Source organism: Pseudomonas entomophila (assembly GCF_023277925.1).
GTDB lineage: Bacteria > Pseudomonadota > Gammaproteobacteria > Pseudomonadales > Pseudomonadaceae > Aquipseudomonas > Aquipseudomonas entomophila_D.
In genome coordinates, this window is record NZ_CP063832.1 from 5,235,417 (window position 1) to 5,253,999 (window position 18,583).

The 18,583-nt window shown below is 64.1% G+C and carries 19 protein-coding genes; 12 read left to right on the top strand and 7 right to left on the bottom strand.

Annotated features, from left to right (window positions below; all coding sequences use genetic code 11):
• Positions 1-169 precede the first annotated feature (169 nt).
• The 5 genes from IM733_RS23210 (at position 170) to IM733_RS23230 (ending at position 4,936) form a co-directional block, all read left to right on the top strand.
• Positions 170-2,608, top strand: a complete 2,439-nt coding sequence (locus IM733_RS23210) for a Lon protease family protein (protein ID WP_248918642.1) — start codon at positions 170-172, stop codon at positions 2,606-2,608.
• 162 nt (positions 2,609-2,770) lie between these two features.
• Positions 2,771-3,109 (top strand): hypothetical protein, encoded by a 339-nt coding sequence (locus IM733_RS23215; protein WP_011532162.1) that lies wholly within the window; start codon positions 2,771-2,773, stop codon positions 3,107-3,109.
• A gap of 173 nt (positions 3,110-3,282) precedes the next feature.
• Positions 3,283-3,771, top strand: coding sequence for a TIGR00645 family protein (locus IM733_RS23220; protein WP_011532163.1), 489 nt, complete (start codon positions 3,283-3,285; stop codon positions 3,769-3,771).
• 155 nt (positions 3,772-3,926) lie between these two features.
• Complete coding sequence (locus IM733_RS23225) at positions 3,927-4,232, top strand: DUF6482 family protein (protein ID WP_011532164.1); 306 nt, start codon at positions 3,927-3,929, stop codon at positions 4,230-4,232.
• Between the two features lie 86 nt (positions 4,233-4,318).
• A complete protein-coding gene (locus tag IM733_RS23230; RefSeq protein WP_011532165.1) occupies positions 4,319-4,936 on the top strand; it encodes an FKBP-type peptidyl-prolyl cis-trans isomerase in 618 nt (205 codons plus the stop codon).
• Between the two features lie 76 nt (positions 4,937-5,012).
• On the opposite strand, the gene IM733_RS23235 is transcribed toward IM733_RS23230, so the two are convergent.
• From IM733_RS23235 to IM733_RS23245, 3 genes are all read right to left on the bottom strand, one after another.
• A complete protein-coding gene (locus tag IM733_RS23235) occupies positions 5,013-5,258 on the bottom strand; it encodes a PA4570 family protein (protein WP_011532166.1) in 246 nt (81 codons plus the stop codon).
• A 148-nt stretch (positions 5,259-5,406) separates the two neighbouring features.
• Positions 5,407-5,748 carry a zinc ribbon domain-containing protein YjdM gene (locus tag IM733_RS23240; RefSeq protein ID WP_248918643.1) on the bottom strand — a complete coding sequence of 114 codons (342 nt, stop codon included), beginning with the start codon at positions 5,746-5,748 and terminating at the stop codon, positions 5,407-5,409.
• A 150-nt stretch (positions 5,749-5,898) separates the two neighbouring features.
• Complete coding sequence (locus tag IM733_RS23245; RefSeq protein ID WP_213659546.1) at positions 5,899-6,867, bottom strand: polyprenyl synthetase family protein; 969 nt, start codon at positions 6,865-6,867, stop codon at positions 5,899-5,901.
• 245 nt (positions 6,868-7,112) lie between these two features.
• Here IM733_RS23245 and rplU point away from each other — a divergent pair, with 245 nt between their 5' ends.
• The 5 genes from rplU (at position 7,113) to IM733_RS23270 (ending at position 10,810) form a co-directional block, all read left to right on the top strand.
• Positions 7,113-7,427 carry a 50S ribosomal protein L21 gene (rplU, locus tag IM733_RS23250; protein WP_011532169.1) on the top strand — a complete coding sequence of 105 codons (315 nt, stop codon included), beginning with the start codon at positions 7,113-7,115 and terminating at the stop codon, positions 7,425-7,427.
• Positions 7,428-7,464: 37 nt separating this feature from the next.
• Positions 7,465-7,722 carry a 50S ribosomal protein L27 gene (gene rpmA, locus IM733_RS23255; RefSeq protein WP_003247464.1) on the top strand — a complete coding sequence of 86 codons (258 nt, stop codon included), beginning with the start codon at positions 7,465-7,467 and terminating at the stop codon, positions 7,720-7,722.
• A gap of 188 nt (positions 7,723-7,910) precedes the next feature.
• The gene (cgtA, locus tag IM733_RS23260; RefSeq protein WP_248918644.1) at positions 7,911-9,134 is read left to right on the top strand and encodes an Obg family GTPase CgtA; all 1,224 of its coding nucleotides are present in this window, start codon (positions 7,911-7,913) and stop codon (positions 9,132-9,134) included.
• Positions 9,135-9,221: 87 nt separating this feature from the next.
• Positions 9,222-10,340 (top strand): glutamate 5-kinase, encoded by a 1,119-nt coding sequence (gene proB, locus IM733_RS23265; RefSeq protein ID WP_248918645.1) that lies wholly within the window; start codon positions 9,222-9,224, stop codon positions 10,338-10,340.
• 23 nt (positions 10,341-10,363) lie between these two features.
• Positions 10,364-10,810, top strand: coding sequence for a CreA family protein (locus IM733_RS23270; RefSeq protein WP_248921225.1), 447 nt, complete (start codon positions 10,364-10,366; stop codon positions 10,808-10,810).
• Between the two features lie 110 nt (positions 10,811-10,920).
• Here the strand turns inward: IM733_RS23270 and mksF are convergent, their stop codons facing one another.
• From mksF to mksB, 3 genes are read right to left on the bottom strand one after another with little or no spacing between them, the layout of a single operon-like run.
• Positions 10,921-13,752, bottom strand: a complete 2,832-nt coding sequence (mksF, locus tag IM733_RS23275) for an Mks condensin complex protein MksF (RefSeq protein WP_248918646.1) — start codon at positions 13,750-13,752, stop codon at positions 10,921-10,923.
• Positions 13,749-14,456, bottom strand: a complete 708-nt coding sequence (gene mksE, locus IM733_RS23280) for an Mks condensin complex protein MksE (RefSeq protein WP_011532174.1) — start codon at positions 14,454-14,456, stop codon at positions 13,749-13,751. Before mksE ends, mksF begins: the two co-directional genes overlap by 4 nt.
• Positions 14,446-15,735: an Mks condensin complex protein MksB gene (mksB, locus tag IM733_RS23285; protein WP_248918647.1), complete on the bottom strand. Its 1,290-nt coding sequence runs from the start codon at positions 15,733-15,735 to the stop codon at positions 14,446-14,448. The genes mksE and mksB overlap by 11 nt, the downstream gene beginning before the upstream one ends.
• Positions 15,736-16,018: 283 nt before the next feature.
• Between mksB and IM733_RS23290 the strand changes: the two genes are divergently transcribed.
• Together IM733_RS23290 and rimI are read left to right on the top strand one after the other, a co-directional pair.
• On the top strand, positions 16,019-16,810 hold the full coding sequence (locus tag IM733_RS23290; RefSeq protein WP_248918648.1) for an energy transducer TonB: 792 nt from the start codon (positions 16,019-16,021) through the stop codon (positions 16,808-16,810).
• A complete protein-coding gene (gene rimI / locus IM733_RS23295; RefSeq protein WP_011532177.1) occupies positions 16,807-17,262 on the top strand; it encodes a ribosomal protein S18-alanine N-acetyltransferase in 456 nt (151 codons plus the stop codon). Before IM733_RS23290 ends, rimI begins: the two co-directional genes overlap by 4 nt.
• Before the next feature lie 102 nt (positions 17,263-17,364).
• Here the strand turns inward: rimI and IM733_RS23300 are convergent, their stop codons facing one another.
• On the bottom strand, positions 17,365-18,528 hold the full coding sequence (locus IM733_RS23300) for a hypothetical protein (protein ID WP_248918649.1): 1,164 nt from the start codon (positions 18,526-18,528) through the stop codon (positions 17,365-17,367).
• Positions 18,529-18,583: the final 55 nt, after the last annotated feature.

Consider the following 18,583-nt stretch of genomic DNA (forward strand, 5'->3'; position numbering starts at 1 on the left):
CGCGCAGTTTGGAGTTTAGGCACGATCCAAAGGTTGCGTTGTTTATTGCGAAAAATTGCTTGCGTGACGGGCCTTGATGGACAGCGACATAAAGTCCCGCGGAGCCTTGCCGCTGCGCGCTGGCAGCGCCAGAATGCGGTCATCCGCCCCGCCGAAGTAAGGAAACCCAATGCCCGATCCTGTCGCCTCGCGCCTGCGTCTCGCGCCCGAAGCCCTGACCCGGCGTTTCTCCGCTGAACAGTTTGCCTTCTCCAACACCGATGATCTGGAGCCGTTTCGTGGTGTCCTGGGCCAGGAGCGTGCCGTCGAGGCCCTGCAGTTCGGCGTGGCCATGCCGCGCCCCGGTTACAACGTTTATGTGATGGGCGAGCCGGGCACTGGCCGGTTCTCGTTCGTGAAGCGTTATCTCAAAGCCGAAGGCAAGCGCCAGCACACGCCCGCCGACTGGCTCTACGTGAACAATTTCGAGGAATCTCGCGAGCCCCGCGCGCTGGAGTTGCCGGCCGGCAGCGCCAACGAGTTCATCAGCGACATGAACGGGCTGATCGACAACCTGCTGGCGACCTTCCCGGCGGTGTTCGAGCACCCCTCCTACCAGCAGAAGAAAAGCGCCATCGACCGCGCCTTCAACCAGCGCTACGACCGTGCCCTGGATGTCATCGAGCGCGCTTCGCTGGAAAGGGACGTGGCCCTGTATCGCGACAGCAGCAACGTCGCCTTCACACCGATGGGCGATGGCAAAGCGCTGGACGAAGCCGAGTTCGCCCAATTGCCGGAAGAGGTGCGTGAGCGCTTCCACGAGGACATCGCCGAGCTCGAGGAGCGTTTGAACGAAGAGCTGTCGAGCCTGCCGCAATGGAAGCGTGAGTCGAACAATCAACTGCGCCAGCTCAACGAAGAGACCATTACCCTGGCCTTACAGCCCCTGCTGGCGCCGCTGTCGCAGAAGTACGCGGAAAACGCCGCGGTTTGCGCCTACCTGCAGTCCGTCCAGCTGAACCTGCTGCGCACCGTGGTCGAGCAACTGGTCGACGACAGCAAGACCGACGCCGTGGCGCGCAAGATGCTCGAGGAGCAGTACGCCCCCAACCTGGTCGTCGGGCACCCCCACAAGGGCGGCGCACCCGTGGTGTTCGAACCGCACCCGACCTACGACAACCTGTTCGGGCGGATCGAATACAGCACCGACCAGGGCGCGTTGTACACCTCTTATCGCCAGTTGCGCGCGGGGGCCTTGCACCGTGCCAACGGCGGCTTCCTGATTCTCGAAGCCGAGAAGATGCTCAGTGAGCCGTTCGTCTGGGACGCCCTCAAGCGCGCCCTGCAGTCGCGCAAGCTGAAGATGGAGTCGCCGTTGGGCGAACTGGGGCGGGTCGCCACGGTCAGCCTCACGCCGCAGATGATCCCGCTCAACGTCAAGCTGGTGATCATCGGTTCGCGTCAGCTGTACTACGCGCTACAGGATCACGACTCGGACTTCCAGGAGATGTTCCGGGTGCTGGTCGACTTCGACGAAGACATGCCCATGGTCGACGAGAACCTGGAGCAGTTCGCCCAGCTGTTGCGCACCCGCACCAACGAAGAGGGCATGGCGCCGCTGACCAGCGACGCGGTGGCGCGCCTGGCCACCTACAGCGCACGCCTGGCGGAGAACCAGTCCCGGCTTTCGGCACGCATCGGCGACCTGTTCCAGCTGGTCAGCGAGGCGGACTTCATCCGCCAGCTGGCCAATGAAACCATGACCGATGCCGGGCACATCGAACGGGCGCTCAAGGCCAAGGCCACGCGCACCGGGCGCGTGTCGCAGCGGGTGCTCGACGACATGCTCGCCGGCATCATCCTGATCGACACCGAAGGGGCGGCCATTGGCAAGTGCAATGGCTTGACCGTGCTGGAGGTCGGCGACTCGGCGTTCGGCATGCCGGCGCGGATCTCCGCCACCGTCTACCCGGGCGGCAGCGGCATCGTAGACATCGAGCGCGAGGTGAACCTGGGGCAGCCGATCCACTCCAAGGGCGTGATGATCCTCACCGGGTACCTGGGCAGCCGCTATGCCCAGGAATTCCCCCTGGCGATCTCGGCGAGCATCGCCCTGGAGCAATCGTACGGCTACGTCGACGGCGATAGCGCCTCGCTGGGTGAGGCCTGCACCTTGATCTCGGCATTGTCGCGCACGCCGCTCAAGCAGTGCTTCGCCATCACCGGCTCGATCAACCAGTTCGGTGAAGTGCAGGCAGTGGGTGGGGTGAACGAGAAGATCGAAGGTTTCTTCCGCCTCTGCGAGGCCCGTGGGCTGACCGGTGAGCAAGGGGTGATCATCCCGCGGGCAAACGTCGCCACACTGATGCTCGACGAGCGCGTGCTGCAGGCGGTCGAGGCCGGGCAGTTCCATGTCTACGCCGTGAGCCAGGCCGACGAAGCCCTGAGCCTGCTGGTGGGCGAGGAGGCCGGTGCCTTGGACGACAAGGGCGAGTTCGCCGAAGGCAGTGTCAACGCACGGGTGGTGGAACGCCTGCGGGTGATCGCCGAGATGATCGGCGAGGAAGAGATCAAGGAAGCCGAGAAGGAGCGGCTGGAAGAGGTCATCGCCCAGGGCAAGCCCGCCTGAGTCAATAAAACGGCGCTGGCGGCCAAGTGCTACCGTTCAGCGCCGGTTTTCTAACTTTTTCACAGGTCGGCTAAAGTGGAACTTAGGGACGGTATCAGGGTTCAGGATGGAAACAGCCCGACGCTTGCGGGCTGAACAGGGCTTCACAGAGGGGACGCCGCCATGCGCAACCTCAGCCTCACCCGCCAGTGCCTGGGCCTGGTGACCCGCATCGAATGCTGCATTCGTCCATTGGCCGGCGACAACGGCATGTGGACCTTGCTCTTCGCCGCCGGCATGGCCGGCGAACAACCCTCGGCGATCAAGGCCCAGGGGCCGTTCCATGGCCCGCTGGTGGCCGAGTCGGTGATGAACGCCATCGTCGACAGCCTCACCCTCCATGGTTATCAGGTCGCGCAAGACCCGCAGATCTGGTGCCTGCACCTGCAGGCGCAACTGCGCAAGATCAACGGCGAGCGCTGCCGGAATCTGGGGGACTACCAGTTCCACCCGGAAACCTGAATATCACGCATTTCGTAGGCGCCAGCCTTGCTGGCGAACCTCAGCAGCCCGGTTCGCCAGCAAGGCTGGCGCCTACAGGCATATCGCGAAACGACCGCAGGCTTTTGCTGTCACAGGTGGCTGGCTATACTCGCGCCCGCTTTTCCAGTCACCTCAAGAGTCCCTAACTGTCCATGGAACGTATCCTCGAAAATGCGATGTACGCCTCGCGCTGGCTGCTCGCCCCCATCTACTTCGGCCTCTCGCTGGGCCTGCTGGCACTGGCGCTGAAGTTCTTCCAGGAGATCATCCATGTCCTGCCCAATGTCTTCACCCTGGCCGAGGCGGACCTGGTCCTGGTGATCCTGTCACTGATCGACATGTCGCTGGTCGGTGGCCTGTTGGTGATGGTGATGATCTCGGGCTACGAGAACTTCGTTTCGCAATTGGACATCGACGACAGCAAGGAGAAACTGAGCTGGCTCGGCAAGATGGACTCCTCGTCGCTGAAGATGAAAGTCGCAGCGTCGATCGTCGCCATCTCCTCGATCCACCTGCTGCGGGTGTTCATGGATGCGCAGAACATCTCCACCGATTACCTGATGTGGTACGTGATCATCCACATGACCTTCGTTGTCTCGGCGTTCGTCATGGGTTATCTGGACCGGATCACCAAGCACTGATCCGTTGTAGGAGCCAGTTTGCTGGCGAACCGGTCAGCAGGGTTCGCCAGCAAGCTGGCTGCTACGGAAGTTTGCGATGGGCGGTGGCTTGCACTTTTGTCGATGCTGTATAAAAAATGAGCACTCATGCGTGGTTCCCGCAGCGAGGTACGCCCATGAACCTGCATCAGCTCAATACCGAGGCCAGGGCCGGCCATGTCGACGAACTCAACCTGATCGCCATCGAAGGTGGTGATTACCTGCTCGAAGCCCGGGTCAAGGGCCGTGCCCACCCTCTGGATGATGCCCGTGGCAAGCGCCTGCGCGTGCACTCGGTCGAGGATGCACGGCAACTCCTGCAATCGCTTCCCCTGCTGTCGATGAACCTGGTGCACTGGTCCGTGCAGGACGAGATGTGTGGCTTGGGCACGCACCCGGAAGAAGACCTCAAGGTCCCGATTTCCCAGCGTTCGGCCTGGTAGCTGCTTCGCGCCGCGCCAGTGTGCTAGGCTGCTCGCCCTTTTCATCAAGGGCGCGGATGCAGTGCGCCCTTCAGTGGAGCAAGCCCATGTCCGAACTCAACCTGTCCACCGACGAAACCCGCGTCAGCTACGGCATCGGCCGCCAGCTGGGCGGCCAACTGCGTGACAACCCGCCACCAGGCGTCAACCTGGAGGCCATCGTGGCCGGCCTGACCGACGCCTTCAACGGCGCCGACAGCCGTGTCAGCGAAGCCGACCTGTCGGCGGCTTTCAAAGTCATCCGCGAAGTGATGCAAGCCGAAGCCGCAGCCAAGGCTGAAGCCGCTGCTGCCGTTGGCAAGGAATTCCTGGCTGACAACGCCAAGCGCGAAGGCATCGTCACCCTGGCCTCGGGCCTGCAATACGAAGTGCTGACCGCAGGCGAGGGCGCCAAGCCTTCGCGCGAAGACAACGTGCGCACCCACTACCACGGCACCCTGATCGACGGCACTGTGTTCGACAGCTCCTACGAGCGTGGCCAGCCGGCTGAATTCCCGGTGGGTGGCGTGATCGCTGGCTGGACCGAAGCCCTGCAACTGATGAACGCCGGTAGCAAATGGCGCCTGTACGTGCCAAGCGAGCTGGCTTACGGCGCCCAAGGCGTTGGCAGCATCCCGCCGCACAGCGTGCTGGTGTTCGACGTCGAGCTGCTCGACGTTCTGTAATGCCCCGTTCGCCGGCAAGCCGGCTCCTACCGATGGCGAATACCTAGCGTAGGAGCCGGCTTGCCGGCGAAGCTCTTCAGTTCCAATCCGTTCCTCCCGGGCGCAATGCCCGCGCATAGCAGAACAGGAACAGGTTGCGCACCACCTCCTTGAGCACTCCAGGTTCACTCGAGTTCAACCCGGTAAGATCCAGGTCACCCTGGTCGCGCAGTTCGTCGAGCGCGTCTTCTTCCAGCACGGCGCAGACTTCGCCAGTCTCGCGATGCAGGATGCGCAGGTAGGGGTGGGGGCGGTCGAGCCAGGCGTCGATCAGATAGGTCATGGCTATTCTCCTTGGATAACGGTTCCAATGAGAATAATTCTTATTATCAAAATAGCAAGAGACTATTGGAAGTTTTCTTCCCAATGGTGCGGGCGATCCCGTTGCAGGATCTGTCAGGGCCGCCCGGCGGGCAGCCCCGAGGTAAGACTCAGACCTTGCGCACGAACTCGGACTTCAGCTTCATCGCGCCGATGCCGTCGATCTTGCAGTCGATGTCGTGGTCGCCATCGCACAGGCGGATGTTCTTGACCTTGGTGCCGACTTTGACCACGAGCGATGAACCCTTGACCTTGAGGTCCTTGATCACGGTGACAGTGTCGCCGTCCTGCAGGATGTTGCCGACCGAATCCTTCTTCACCACGTCATCGCTGGCGGCATCGGCTTCGCCACTGGCCGACCACTCGTGGGCGCATTCGGGGCAGATCAGCTGGGTGCCATCCTCGTAGGTGTATTCGGAGTTGCATTGGGGGCAGGGTGGCAGAGTGCTCACGGCTTTTCCTTTCAAGTACAGACGAACAAAGGCGCACATTGTATAAGGTTTTGTGTTTGTGTGCACAAATGCATCGCGGGGCAGGCCCGCTCGCACGCCGATACACCTCCAGGCGTGGGAGCGGGCTTGCCCCGCGATGTGGAATTTCGATCAGTGCGTGCGTGCTACCGCGAATTCACTCAGTTCGACCAGCGCATCCCGGTACTCGCTGGCTGGCAGCACTTCCAGGCAGGCGATGGCGCGGGCAACGTAGTCGCGGGCCATCTGCGCGGTATAGGCCAGGGCGCCGGAGGCTTCGACGGCGATGCGGATCTGCTCCAGGTCCTCGAGGCCACCCTTCTGGATCGCTTGGCGCACCAGCGCCGCTTGTTCCGGGGTGCCTTCGCGCATGGCGTAGATCAGTGGCAGGGTGGGCTTGCCTTCGGCCAGGTCGTCGCCGACGTTCTTGCCGAGGGTTTCCGAGTCGCCTTTGTAGTCCAGCAGGTCGTCGACCAGCTGGAAGGCCACGCCCAGGTGGTCACCGAAGGTGCGCAGGGCCTCGCGCTGCTCGTCGCTGGCGCCGGCCAGCGCGGCGGCGCTGTGAGTCGAGGCCTCGAACAGCATCGCGGTCTTGCCGCGGATGACGTCCATGTAGATTTCCTCGGTGGTGCTGGCGTCGCGCACACGCGACAGCTGCAGCACTTCACCCTCGGCGATCACGCGGGTGGCCTTGGAGAGGATCTGCATGACCGGCATCGAGCCCAGTTCGACCATCATCTCGAACGAACGCGAATAGAGGAAGTCGCCCACCAGCACGCTCGGGGCGTTGCCCCACAAGGCGTTGGCGGTGGAGCGGCCACGGCGCATGCCGGACATGTCGACCACGTCGTCATGCAGCAGCGTGGCGGTATGCAGGAACTCGATGGTCGCCGCCAGCAGGCGCAGGTCATCGCCTTCGCGGCCCAAGGCCTTGCCGCACAGCAGCACCAGCAGCGGGCGCAGGCGCTTGCCGCCAGCGGACGTGATATAGTCGCCGATCTTCGATACCAGCGGCACGCGCGAGGTCAGCTGCTTCTTGATGATCTCGTCGACGGCGCTGAAATCATCAGCTACCGCGCGGTAGAAGGTTTGGGGTTGCATCGGCTGCTCCATTGAGGTTGCGCGGCATGCTAGGTCGCGGGTACCGGTGTGTCAAGGCGCGGTGGCCGTGGCCCCGGGCCGGTACTTGCAAGCATTTATAGGGTTGCGTACAATCGCGCACCCTAACTTTCCTGGGCAGCACCTGCCTTACGCAATTGCGCCGGGCCTTTCCAGCCTTGTGCAGCCATGCCAGCCAATACTCATCATATAAAGCGCTGGGTGAGCAGGATTATCGGAGAAATACCATGTCTTACGCAGTAATCGTTACCGGCGGCAAGCAGTACAAAGTCGCTGAAGGTGAATTCCTCAAGATCGAGAAGCTGGAAGTCGCCACCGGCGAATCCGTGACTTTCGATCGCGTCCTGCTGGTCGCCAACGGTGACGACGTCACCATCGGTGCTCCAGTTGTTGCTGGCGCTAAAGTAGTGGCCGAAGTCGTTTCCCAAGGCCGCCACGACAAGGTTCGCATCATCAAGTTCCGTCGTCGTAAGCACCACATGAAGCGCATGGGCCACCGCCAGTGGTTCACCGAGATCAAAATCACCGGTATCCAGGCTTAATCGCCCCGATCCCCTGAATTTATTGGAGAATTGAACCATGGCTCACAAGAAGGCTGGTGGTAGTACTCGTAACGGTCGCGACTCAGAATCTAAACGCCTTGGCGTGAAGATGTATGGCGGCCAGGTTATCAAGCCGGGCAACATCATCGTCCGTCAGCGCGGCACCGAATTCCACGCTGGCTACGGCGTTGGCATGGGCAAGGACCACACCTTGTTCGCCAAGATCGAAGGCGTGATCAAGTTCGAGAAGAAAGGCGAGTTCATGCGCCGTTACGTGAGCATCGTCGCCGCTTAATCGCGACGTCGCTCCAGAAGCCCCGTCATGCGACGGGGCTTTTTCGTTTGTGGTGAGCCTCTTGCAAAGCTGTTTGAATGGGCTGCCGGCGTTGGTTTCTGGTTCGTACGGGGCCGCCGCGCTCATCTTTGCAAGAGCCTCAGGTTTTTCTGGTTTTCGACTCGTCGTCCGACGAGAGGCGGTTTTGAATGAAGTTTGTAGACGAAGTATCGATCCGGGTAAAAGCCGGTGATGGCGGCAACGGTTGCATGAGCTTCCGCCGCGAGAAATTCATCGAGAACGGTGGCCCCAACGGTGGTGACGGTGGCGATGGCGGCTCGGTGTACATGGTGGCCGACGAGAACCTCAACACCCTCGTCGACTATCGCTACACCCGCCACCATGAAGCCCAGCGCGGCTCCAACGGCGGCAGCACCGACTGCACCGGCAAGAAGGGCGACGACCTGTTCCTGCGCGTGCCGGTGGGTACCACCGTGATCGACGCTTCCACGCAGGAAGTCATTGGTGACCTGATCACCCCTGGCCAGAAGCTGATGGTCGCCCAGGGCGGTTGGCACGGCTTGGGCAACACTCGCTTCAAGTCCAGCACCAACCGTGCGCCGCGCCAGACCACGCCAGGCAAGCCGGGCGACCAGCGCGACCTGAAGATGGAAATGAAAGTGCTGGCCGACGTCGGCCTGCTGGGCTTGCCGAACGCCGGCAAGAGCACCTTCATTCGCTCGGTTTCGGCAGCCAAGCCGAAAGTCGCCGACTACCCGTTCACCACCCTGGTGCCCAACCTGGGTGTGGTCAGCGTTGACCGCTGGAAGAGCTTCGTCATCGCCGACATCCCCGGCCTGATCGAAGGTGCCTCCGAAGGCGCGGGTCTCGGTATCCGCTTCCTCAAGCACCTGGCCCGTACCCGCGTGCTGCTGCACCTGGTCGACCTGGCGCCGCTGGATGGCAGCAGCCCGGCCGATGCCGCCGAAGTGATCATCAACGAGCTGGCGCAGTTCAGCCCGGCGCTGGTCGACCGTGAGCGTTGGCTGGTGCTGAACAAGGCCGACATGATCATGGATGACGAGCGCGACGAGCGCGTCAAGGAAGTGGTCGAGCGCCTGAACTGGGATGGCCCGGTCTATGTGATCTCGGCCATCGCCAAGCAGGGCACCGAGAAGCTCAGCCACGACCTGATGCGCTATCTTGAAGACCGCGCCGACCGCCTGGCCAACGACCCGGTCTACGCCGCAGAGCTGGCCGAACTCGACCAGCGCATCGAAGACGAAGCCCGTGCCCAGCTGCAGGCCCTGGACGACGCCCGCACCTTGCGCCGCACCGGTGTCAAGAGCGTGCACGACATCGGCGACGATGACGACTGGGATGATTTCGAGGACGACGAAGACGGCCCGGAAATCATTTACGTGCGCGACTGATCGGTTGCAGTACACTAAACGCCGCTCTCTGGAGCGGCGTTTTTGTATCCACGGTATCTACAGATTCGACATAGGTTGGAAGAGAAGATGCGAAGCAAGGTGACTGGCGCCCAGCGCTGGGTCGTGAAGATCGGCAGCGCGCTGCTGACCGCCGATGGCAAGGGGCTGGACCGCGGCGCCATGGCGGTGTGGGTCGAGCAGATGGTGGCCCTGCGCGAAGCGGGCGTGGAACTGGTGCTGGTCTCCTCCGGGGCCGTGGCCGCTGGCATGAGCCAGTTGGGCTGGACTTCGCGACCGAGCGCGATGAACGAGCTGCAGGCTGCCGCTTCGATTGGCCAGATGCGCCTGGTGCAGGCCTGGGAGTCGAGCTTCGGCGAGCACGGCAAGCACACCGCGCAGATCTTGCTGACCCACGACGACCTTTCCGACCGCAAGCGCTACCTCAATGCGCGCAGCACCCTGCGCACGCTGGTCGACCTGGGCGTGGTGCCGGTGATCAACGAGAACGACACTGTGGTCACCGACGAAATTCGCTTCGGCGACAACGACACCCTGGCCGCGCTGGTAGCCAACCTGGTGGAAGCCGACCTGCTGGTGATCCTCACCGACCGCGATGGCATGTTCGATGCCGACCCGCGCAACAACCCCGAAGCCCAACTGATCTACGAAGCCCGTGCCGATGACCCGGCGCTGGATGCCGTGGCCGGTGGCACTGGTGGCGCCCTGGGCCGTGGCGGTATGCAGACCAAGCTGCGCGCTGCGCGCCTGGCCGCCCGTTCGGGTGCTCATACCATCATCATCGGTGGCCGCATCGAGCGTGTGCTGGACCGCTTGAAGGCCGGCGAGCGCCTGGGCACTCTGCTGTCGCCCGAGCGCGGCATGCTCGCAGCCCGCAAGCAGTGGCTGGCCGGGCACCTGCAGACCCGTGGCACCCTGGTGCTCGACGCAGGTGCCGTGAAGGCCCTGCGCGAATCGAACAAGAGCCTGTTGCCGGTGGGGGTGAAGACCGTGCAGGGCAGCTTCCGCCGTGGCGAGATGGTGGTCTGCGTCGGCCCGGATGGCCAGGAGATCGCCCGTGGCTTGGCCAACTACAGCGCCCTGGAGGCGCAGAAGATCATCGGCCAGCCATCCGATGCCATCGAGAGCCTGTTGGGCTACAGCGCCGAGCCCGAACTGGTGCACCGCGACAATCTGGTTTTGGTCTGAAGGAGATCACTGTGCTGAAAAGGATGTTTGCCGTGGCGGCGCTGCTGCTGCCGATGCTGGCTGGGGCCGAGGAGATCGGCCAGGTGTCCACCGTGTTCAAGTTCGTCGGGCCGAACGACCGGATTGTGGTCGAGGCGTTCGATGACCCGAAGGTCGACGGCGTGACCTGCTACCTGTCGCGGGCCAAGACCGGTGGTATCAAGGGTGGGTTGGGGTTGGCCGAGGACCGAGCCGAAGCATCGATTGCCTGCCGTCAGGTGGGGCCGATCCACTTCAAGGGTGACTTGAAAGACGGCGAGGAGGTGTTCAAGGAGCGCACCTCGCTGGTGTTCAAGACCATGCAGGTGGTGCGTTTTCTCGACAAGAAGCGCAATACGCTGGTGTACCTGGTGTACAGCGACCGGGTGATCGAGGGTAGCCCGCAGAATGCGGTGACGGCGATTCCGATCGTGCCGTGGGCGCAGCAATAACCGATTGATCGCCGGGAGGCCTTTGGCCTCCATTCGCGGATAAATCCGCTCCCACAGGGGCTGTAGGAGCGGATTCATCCGCGATGGGCCGCAAAGCGGCCCCAATTACCTCAGGCCAGTTCTTCGGCCTCATCCTCGCGCACGATCGCCTTCACCTCGTCGCGACGGCTGATGTACTTCCAGTCCGCTTCGTCGATGTAGATGCCATTCGGCCCGCTACCACCCTCAAGATCAATCGCCACCCGCGCCGACACCTGCGGCTTCACGCTCGCCAGGATCGGCACGAAGCCCAGTTGCTGGCTGGTCTCCAGCAACGCGGCCTGGTTGCGTTCGTCGATGTCCGCCGCCTCGTCGAGGTAGTACGGCAGGCGAATGCGCCCGGCCAGGTCGCGGTCCATCAGGTGCAGCAACAGATACATGTTGGTCAGCGCCTTGATGGTCATGGTGGTGCCGTTCGAGGCGGCGCCGTCGATGTCGGCGTGAATTACCGGCTGGCTGTTGATCTTGGTGATCTCGAAGGCCAGTTCGAACAGGTCCTTCAGGCCCAGCTGGTTGTGGTTGGCCGCCACCAGCCGTGCCAGGTACTCCTTGGCCTCTTCGTTCTTGTGGTCCTGATCGGCGTTTTGCGTCAGGTCGAACACCGACAGTGTCTCACCTTCCTCGTACTGGCCGGCGCTGTGGATGATCTGGTCGATGTGCTTGAGCGCTTCTTTGTTCGGTGCCAGTACCACGCGGAAGCTCTCCAGGTTCGACACCTGGCGTTTGTTGATCTCACGGTTGAACAGCGCCAGCTGGTGCTCGAGGCTGTCGTAGTCGCTGCGGATGTTGCGCAGGGTCCGGGCGATGTCGGTGACTGCGGCGCGACGGGCCTTGGCCAGTGTCAGCGCTTCCTCGGTGCGGTGCGAGTAGGCGTTGATCAGCAGTTGCAGGCGGCGCTCCATGTCGTCTTCGCTGTCGAACTTGGCCACGCCTTTGAGGCGTACCTGGGCGTACAGCGCTTCGATCTGGTTGTCCACGCGCTGCAGGGCTTGCCAGCTGTCCTGGTAGTCGTTGAGCAGCGGCAGCAGGTTGTCCATGGAGTCGTCGATCGCCTCCATGAACGGCGTGCCGAACGGCAGGTCGGCCGGCAGCAGCTGGCGACGGCGCAGGGCGTCTTCCAGGGTGCGCTGCTTGGCTTCCAGGTCGGCGATCTGTCGGCCCACCAGTTGCAGCTTGGCCGACAGCTGCTGGACGCGCTCGGTGAAGGCGTCGCTGGAGCGCTTGAGCTCGTCCTGGGCCGCTTCCAGCTGGCCCAGCTGCTCCATTTTTTCCGGCTCTTCGGCGGCCAGGGTTTCGGTGCGGCGGAAGTCCTCCAGGGCCTTCTGCGCGTCCAGCACCTGTTGGTACAGCGCCTCGGTCTGCGCTTTGCTGGCGGCGCGGTCGAGGGCCACGGCTTGCTGGGTCTTGAGCTGCTTGAGCTCTTTCTCCAGGCGTTCCTTCTGGTCGCGCAGGGCCGCGCGGTCGGCCAGCGCCTGCAGCGCGGGTGGGTCGATGTGCGAGATGTCGATGGACAGGCCTGGCACTTCGAAGCGCTCGCCCTTGAAGCGGTCGAGCACGCCTTCCAGGGTTTTCACCCACACGTCGCTGTCGTCCAGCTCGATGCCGCGGTCACCCATTGGCAGGCTGAACAGCGCGCCGTTGAACAGGCGCATCAGGCGGTCCACGTCCTGCTGCGAGAACTCTTCGCGCAGGCGGGCGTAGCTGTTGTTGTCGGCGTGGTCGAGCTGCTGCTTGACCGCCTTGACGCGTTTTTCCAGGTCGCGCACGCGCTCGTCGAGGTCCTCGGCGGAGAACTGCCGCGACTGGGCCAGGGCGCCGGCCAGTTCGTCGTGGGCATCCTTGGCGGCCAGCAGTTGCTGTTCCAGCACCTTGACGTCGGTGACCAGGGCGAAGCGGTGCTTGAGTACCGACAGCTCGCCCAGCCAGCGCTGGATGCCGGTGATCTCGCGCTCCAGGCGCATCAGCTCCTGGGTGCCGCCGCGCTGGTCGTTCTGCAGGCGGTCTTGCTCGCCGCGGTAGTGCTCGGACTGGATGACCAGCTCTTCCTTGCGCGCCATGGCGTAGTCCTGCCAGGTGCCCAGCAGGTTGTCGAGCAGTGGCGAAATACGGTGCAGCTTGCCGCGCAGGATGTCGCGCTGAGCCACGCCGCCGGCCAGGGCTTCGACCAGGGGGCCTGCGGCCACCAGGGCGTTGTAGTCGCCCTCCATGCGGCGCACGTCGCGGAAAGCCTCTTCGCAGGCAGCGATGTAGTCGACGCTGCCCGAGCGCAGGCTGTGCTCGAAGGCGTCGAGGAACAGCTGCTTGAGCTTGGCGGCGGTGATTTCGCGCATGTGCAGCAGGTTGATGAACAGGGCGCGGAAGGTCTTCAGGCTCTGCTCGCTGGTCGAGCGCAGCGGGATCAGGGTGAGGTCCAGCGGCACCGAGGTATGGCCACCGACCAGCAGCCGGCGCAGTTCGTCCGGCTTGAGCTCGTAGGCCTTCAGGCCATTGCGCTCGAGGTTGGTGAACAGCTCTTTCTGGCGCAGGCAGGTGTCGTCTTTCTGGTAGTGGGCCAGGTCCAGCTCGCCCTGGTAGGCGAAGAACTGGTGGCCGAAGCCACCACCCGGGCCGCGGCCGACCACACCGATCACATGGGGGCCATGGGGCAGGTTCAGTTCGCAGAGGATGTAGCTGGTGTCGGTGGCGAAGTAAAAGCGGCGCGACTGCTCCAGGCTGTACTTGCCGAAGCTCATGTCGGACATGCGCGCCAGGATCGGGAACTGCAGCGCGTTGATCGACGCCGATTTACCCAGGTTGTTGGCGCCATAGACCGACAGCGGGTGTTCCAGGGGGAACAGGCCGAGGCTGTAGCCGGCGGTGTTGAGCAGTGCGAAGCGGCGGATGCCGTAGCGTTCCTGGCTCATGCGTCAATCTCCTGTTGCTCTTCGCGGATCGCCCGGGCCAGGGCATCCTCCTCGCTCTCCTCGCCATCGAACGGGGTGAGGTCGAGCGGGTCGTCGGTGCGGTTGAGTTCTTCGGGCGTCTCTTCCACCACCAGCACGGGTACCGGCAGCGGCAGGTCGCTGTGCAGGGTGGCGGCCAGGTCGCGGTCCTGCTGGACCGACAGGCACACGTCAAGGAAGCGGTGCATCGGCGGCATGAAGCGGTAGATGCCGCCTTCTTCGAAGGCGAAGCCCAGCTGGGTCATGCGGCGCATGATCTTTTCTTCGAGCTCGTCGACCGTCTGCACTTCGGCCTGCAGGAACAGGTCGCGGTACTTGTCCAGCAGCGACGGCAGTTCGTCGCGGCCGATGCTGCCACCGTCGAGCACGGCCATCGGGTCGCGGCCCTGGTCGGCCAAGTGCTCGACCAGGATGAAGGTGAACAGCGACAGGCGCTGGGCGGTCTTGTTGACCTGCGCGGCGGCTTGTTCGGGGACGAAGTAGTAGAAGCCACGGGTGTCGCAGACCAACTCGAAACCGAGGGCCTTGAACAGGGTGCGGTATTGGTCCTGGAAGTTCGACAGCTGGGCGTACAGCTCCGGGTCGCGGCGGCTGATATGGAAGCCCTTGAACAGCTCGCGGAAGATCGGCGCGAGCTGGGACAGTTCGGAGAGATCAAGATGCATGGGTGGGGCTCGCGGTGGATTCGGTCGTGGTCGCCGGCTTGTTGTCGCGGCTGGAAATCAGGGCGAAGGAGCGCAGGCTGACCAGGTGTTCGCGGGTGAGGTATTCCTGGCGGTCGAGGCGTTCGCGGCTAAAGCGCTTCTCGCGCGACAGGCGCGAGAACCAGTACAGCAGCTCGTCGGTGGCGCCTTCGGGTTCCTGCTCCAGCAGCCAGACCATCAAGTCCGGCAGCGGCAGGGCGTCTTCGCAGCGTTCGAGCATCTCTTTGACCGTGCGCGGGGCGCGGGGCAACGGGCCCTTTTGCGTCTTGTGCGCCTTGGGGAAGCGCGCCGGCTTGGGTTCGAAGCGGGCCAGGGCATAGACGTAGGCTTCGACCTGGCTGGCGCTGCCAAGGAAGGTGCTCTGCGGTCGGGTGAACAGTGGCATGGCGGCCTGCGGCACGGCGTCGATGCCCTTCTTGCGGATGACCGACAAGGCCAGCGCCGCGCCACGGGTCACGGCATTGTGCCGGCGTGCTTCTTCACGCAACGGCAGCAGCAGTTCGCGGGCGTGGCGCAGGGTGAGCTGGGCGCTGGTCTGCATCTCGAGGATGCGCGCGTGGGTGCGCAGCAGCATGTCGTCGTCGACCAAGTGGCCCAGGCGCGCCTGCTCGCCCAGCAGGCGCAGCAGCACGGTCTCGACCTTGCGCACGCCCTGCTCGAAGGCGCCGTCGGCGTTGACCAGCTGGATCATCGGCTCGACGTACTCGTCCCAGGTCGCCAGCACTTCGGCATAGCGCTGGCGCAGGGGGATCTGGCGGTTGCTGGTCTTGGCCCGTTCGGCCACGGCCACCAGCGCCTGCTCGTCGTTGTCGAGCTTCTTCAGTACATCGCGCACGCGCATGTCGAGCAGGCGCAGCTGGCGCGCCAGGTCGTCGCTGTCGCGGTTGTCGAAGGCGTCCTGGATATGCCCGGCCAGGCGCTCGAGGTGGCGTAGATACGCCTCGATCTCCAGGCACAGGCCCAACCGGTGCTCGCGGCGCAGGTAGGCGAGGAAGTCGTGGATCTGCGCGTTGAGCTCGAAACGGTTCGGGCTCTTGGCCACCGGGACCAGGATGTCCAGGCGGATCCACACGTCGAGCAGCTGGGTGATGTCCTGCGGGGTGCTTTCCACCTGCTGGCGGGCCAACTGCTGGCGCAGCTCGACCAGGCTCAGGGTGCCCTGGTCGAAGCGCTCGCACAGCGGCTCGATCAGGGCCCAGTGTTCGGCTAGGGCGCGCAGGACGCGCTTGGGTTCGATCATTGGCGGGTCGACTCGTTGCCAAATAAAAGGGGCGATTGTACTGCATCCGGGGGGGAGGAATTCACCCCTTGGTCTGCAATAGGGGATCACCCCAGCTTCCCTAGGGTTTTCACCGGCCCTGTTGGCTGGCAAGCCAGCTCCTGCAAGGGCCGCGCGGGGCCTGTAGGCGCTGGCTTACCAGCCACCAGGGCCGGTAAAGCCGATAGATTCCGTCGGTCTGATGCGGCACGATGCTGTCAACGGCGTTAGAATGGCCGACTGATTTTTCCCGGATACCCGCGCCTTGCTCATCGAGTCCCGCCGCCGCGCCTACCTGTCCGCCATGCAAGTGGTGCACTGGCTGCCGCGCGCCGAACTGCCGTTCGCCGCGCCGTCGCGGCCTGAGCTGCTGCTGCCGGTGGCACCGGCCGAGGACATCGAGTTCGACACGCGTCCGGCGCCCGCGCCGGTTTCGAGCGAGGCGCCTGCCGCGCCTCAGGCCCGTGCGGAGCGGCCGAAGATCGAGATCCCGCGCCCAGGCAGCGCACCGAAACCGGCCGCCAAGCCGGTCGAAACCACCGAACAAGCGGCCCCGGCGCCGCGTCCAGCCCCCGTTGCGCCGCCACGCTTCGCCCTGCAATTGCTGCGTGCCGGCAGTTGCATGCTGTTGGTGGAACTGGCCACTGGCCAGCCCTTCCAGAGCCGCGACCCCTCCTACCTGCTGCTCAAGGACATGCTGCGCGCAGCCGGCCTGCCGGACGCCCCGCAGATCATCGGCGAGCCCGTGCGCTGGCCGTTCCTGGTGCGTGGCAACATGGACCAGGGCCCCGATGCCGCTCGGGACTTCGTCCAGGGCTTCATTGCCGCGCGCCTGGAAGAGGCGCCGTGCAGTTGCCTGTGGCTGGTCGGCCTGCCGGCCGTGCGCTTTGCCGGGCAAGCGGATGCCGAGGCCTACTACCAAGAACTCAAGGTCGACCTGCTCGGCGACGCCTGGGCCTTGCCCGGCCTTGAACTGTTGATGGACGAGCCGCAGCGCAAGGCGGACGTCTGGAAAGCCATGCGCCAGCTGATGGCGCGCTGGAAGAGCGTTGAATGAGTGAATCGATCAGTTTCCGCCCGGCGACCGAGGCGGATCTGGATGCCCTGCTCAAGATCGAGTATGCCGCGTTCAGTCACCCCTGGACCCGCGGCATCTTCCAGGATGCGCTGAAGTCGTACGAAGTGTGGCTGATGTTCGACGGTCAGCAGCAGGTGGGGCATGGGGTGATCAACGTGATCATCGACGAGGCGCACTTGCTCAATATCACCGTCAAGCCGGAGAACCAGGGCTGCGGGCTGGGCCTGCGGCTGCTCGAGCACCTGATGGCGCGGGCCTACCAGCTCAATGGGCGTGAGTGTTTCCTCGAAGTGCGTGCCAGCAACCAGTCGGCCTATCGCTTGTACGAGCGGTATGGGTTCAACGAGGTTGGGCGGCGCCGGGACTACTACCCGGTGGCGGGCGGGCGCGAGGATGCGCTGGTGATGGCCTGCACGCTGCTGGAAGACTGATTTTGCGGTGAGGCCTGTTCGCCGGCAAGCCGGCTCCTACAGGTAAGGTAGGAGCCGGCTTGCCGGCGAATGGGCCGCAGGGCGGCCCCTCGCACTGGTGCCTCAGATCTCCGAGTGTTCCACTTCGATCGGTTTGCGCAAATCGCGCAGGCTGCGCGTCACCGGCCCGGTATTGCACTTGGCCGCCGCCTGCTCCGGCGTCATCTCGCGAATGGTGCGGTAGAACAGCTCGCAGGTCTGTTTCTTCTGGGTCACCTGCCACTTGGTGGTGCAAGCGTTCAGCGTCAGCTTGGCGTCAGCCTGTGGATTGCGACCCATGCCAGCCTGCCAGCACGCGACGGAGAGGTCCTGGCCCATCATCTTCAGGCCGGCCGCGTCGGCTTTGTCCTGGTCGCCGTCGTAGCCTTTCGGGTCGGCGGCGTACCAGATGGCGCTCGGGTGGTTGGCGCCGAGCACCGGCACCTTGGCGCTGCCGGGCTCAGGGCTGATGCTGACCAGCCCCAGCACGTTCACTTTCGGCCCATATTGCTGCTGGATCCAGCTGCGCACGGGGGAACCGAAGGCGACCATCGGCAAGGCGGCCTTGCCCTCGTGGGTGAGGGCGACTTCCTTGACCATGCGCACCTGATAGTCGTTGAAGTAGCTGTAGACCCCTTCCAGGTCCTTGCCGGCGCTGGCCGGCGCGGCGATCGGGGCGATGTCGACGATGGTCTGGTAGGCCGGGGTCTGGGTGGCGTCGACGCCGTTGAAGGTCAGCAGCTCGGCCCAGCGGTCGGTGGTGTTGGACTTCAGGTAGTCCTGGTAGTGGGTCAGCGAGTAATCCGGCGGGAAGTGCAGCAGCTCGACACTGCGGCGGTTCTCCAGCGCCATCCCCAGGGGCAGGAACAGGTACCAGCTGAAGTCCCAGCCGCCTTTCTGGTTGAGCTGGGTGGCGCCCTGGTAGGCCAGCTCGCCGCTGTCGAGCAGCTTGCGCAGTGGCTCGGTATAGCCAGCGGGAACATCCGTGATCTGGGCATGCAGCTTGTCATTGTCGCGGTTCACGGTGACCTTGGCATTGGCGTAGCCATCGCGGCGCACGCTCTGGGTGAGGTAGTGCTCGACCGTCTGCTCCAGCGTCCAGTCGCGGTAGCAGATCACATTGCAGTTGTTGGGGTAGGCGAACAGGCGGGTGACGCGCTTGGCGTCGCCCAGGTCGATCTGCGCGTCGGCCACGGCCAGGCCGCTGAAGGCGAGGGCGGCCAGGCCCGATAGGGCAATCTTGTGCATGCTTAACTCCTTGTCAGTGGCCGCCAAGGTCGGCGGGCGCGCCCATGGTGGAGGA

Excerpts from the sequence above, each read along its gene's own strand:
- IM733_RS23210 (WP_248918642.1), top strand. The coding sequence starts at position 170 with ATGCCCGATCCTGTCGCCTCGCGCCTGCGTCTCGCGCCCGAAGCCCTG.
- IM733_RS23215 (WP_011532162.1), top strand. The coding sequence starts at position 2,771 with ATGCGCAACCTCAGCCTCACCCGCCAGTGCCTGGGCCTGGTGACCCGC.
- IM733_RS23220 (WP_011532163.1), top strand. The coding sequence starts at position 3,283 with ATGGAACGTATCCTCGAAAATGCGATGTACGCCTCGCGCTGGCTGCTC.
- IM733_RS23225 (WP_011532164.1), top strand. The coding sequence starts at position 3,927 with ATGAACCTGCATCAGCTCAATACCGAGGCCAGGGCCGGCCATGTCGAC.
- IM733_RS23230 (WP_011532165.1), top strand. The coding sequence starts at position 4,319 with ATGTCCGAACTCAACCTGTCCACCGACGAAACCCGCGTCAGCTACGGC.
- IM733_RS23235 (WP_011532166.1), bottom strand. The coding sequence starts at position 5,258 with ATGACCTATCTGATCGACGCCTGGCTCGACCGCCCCCACCCCTACCTG.
- IM733_RS23245 (WP_213659546.1), bottom strand. The coding sequence starts at position 6,867 with ATGCAACCCCAAACCTTCTACCGCGCGGTAGCTGATGATTTCAGCGCC.
- rplU (WP_011532169.1), top strand. The coding sequence starts at position 7,113 with ATGTCTTACGCAGTAATCGTTACCGGCGGCAAGCAGTACAAAGTCGCT.
- rpmA (WP_003247464.1), top strand. The coding sequence starts at position 7,465 with ATGGCTCACAAGAAGGCTGGTGGTAGTACTCGTAACGGTCGCGACTCA.
- cgtA (WP_248918644.1), top strand. The coding sequence starts at position 7,911 with ATGAAGTTTGTAGACGAAGTATCGATCCGGGTAAAAGCCGGTGATGGC.
- proB (WP_248918645.1), top strand. The coding sequence starts at position 9,222 with ATGCGAAGCAAGGTGACTGGCGCCCAGCGCTGGGTCGTGAAGATCGGC.
- IM733_RS23270 (WP_248921225.1), top strand. The coding sequence starts at position 10,364 with ATGTTTGCCGTGGCGGCGCTGCTGCTGCCGATGCTGGCTGGGGCCGAG.
- mksF (WP_248918646.1), bottom strand. The coding sequence starts at position 13,752 with ATGAGCCAGGAACGCTACGGCATCCGCCGCTTCGCACTGCTCAACACC.
- mksE (WP_011532174.1), bottom strand. The coding sequence starts at position 14,456 with ATGCATCTTGATCTCTCCGAACTGTCCCAGCTCGCGCCGATCTTCCGC.
- mksB (WP_248918647.1), bottom strand. The coding sequence starts at position 15,735 with ATGATCGAACCCAAGCGCGTCCTGCGCGCCCTAGCCGAACACTGGGCC.
- rimI (WP_011532177.1), top strand. The coding sequence starts at position 16,807 with ATGAGTGAATCGATCAGTTTCCGCCCGGCGACCGAGGCGGATCTGGAT.
- IM733_RS23300 (WP_248918649.1), bottom strand. The coding sequence starts at position 18,528 with ATGCACAAGATTGCCCTATCGGGCCTGGCCGCCCTCGCCTTCAGCGGC.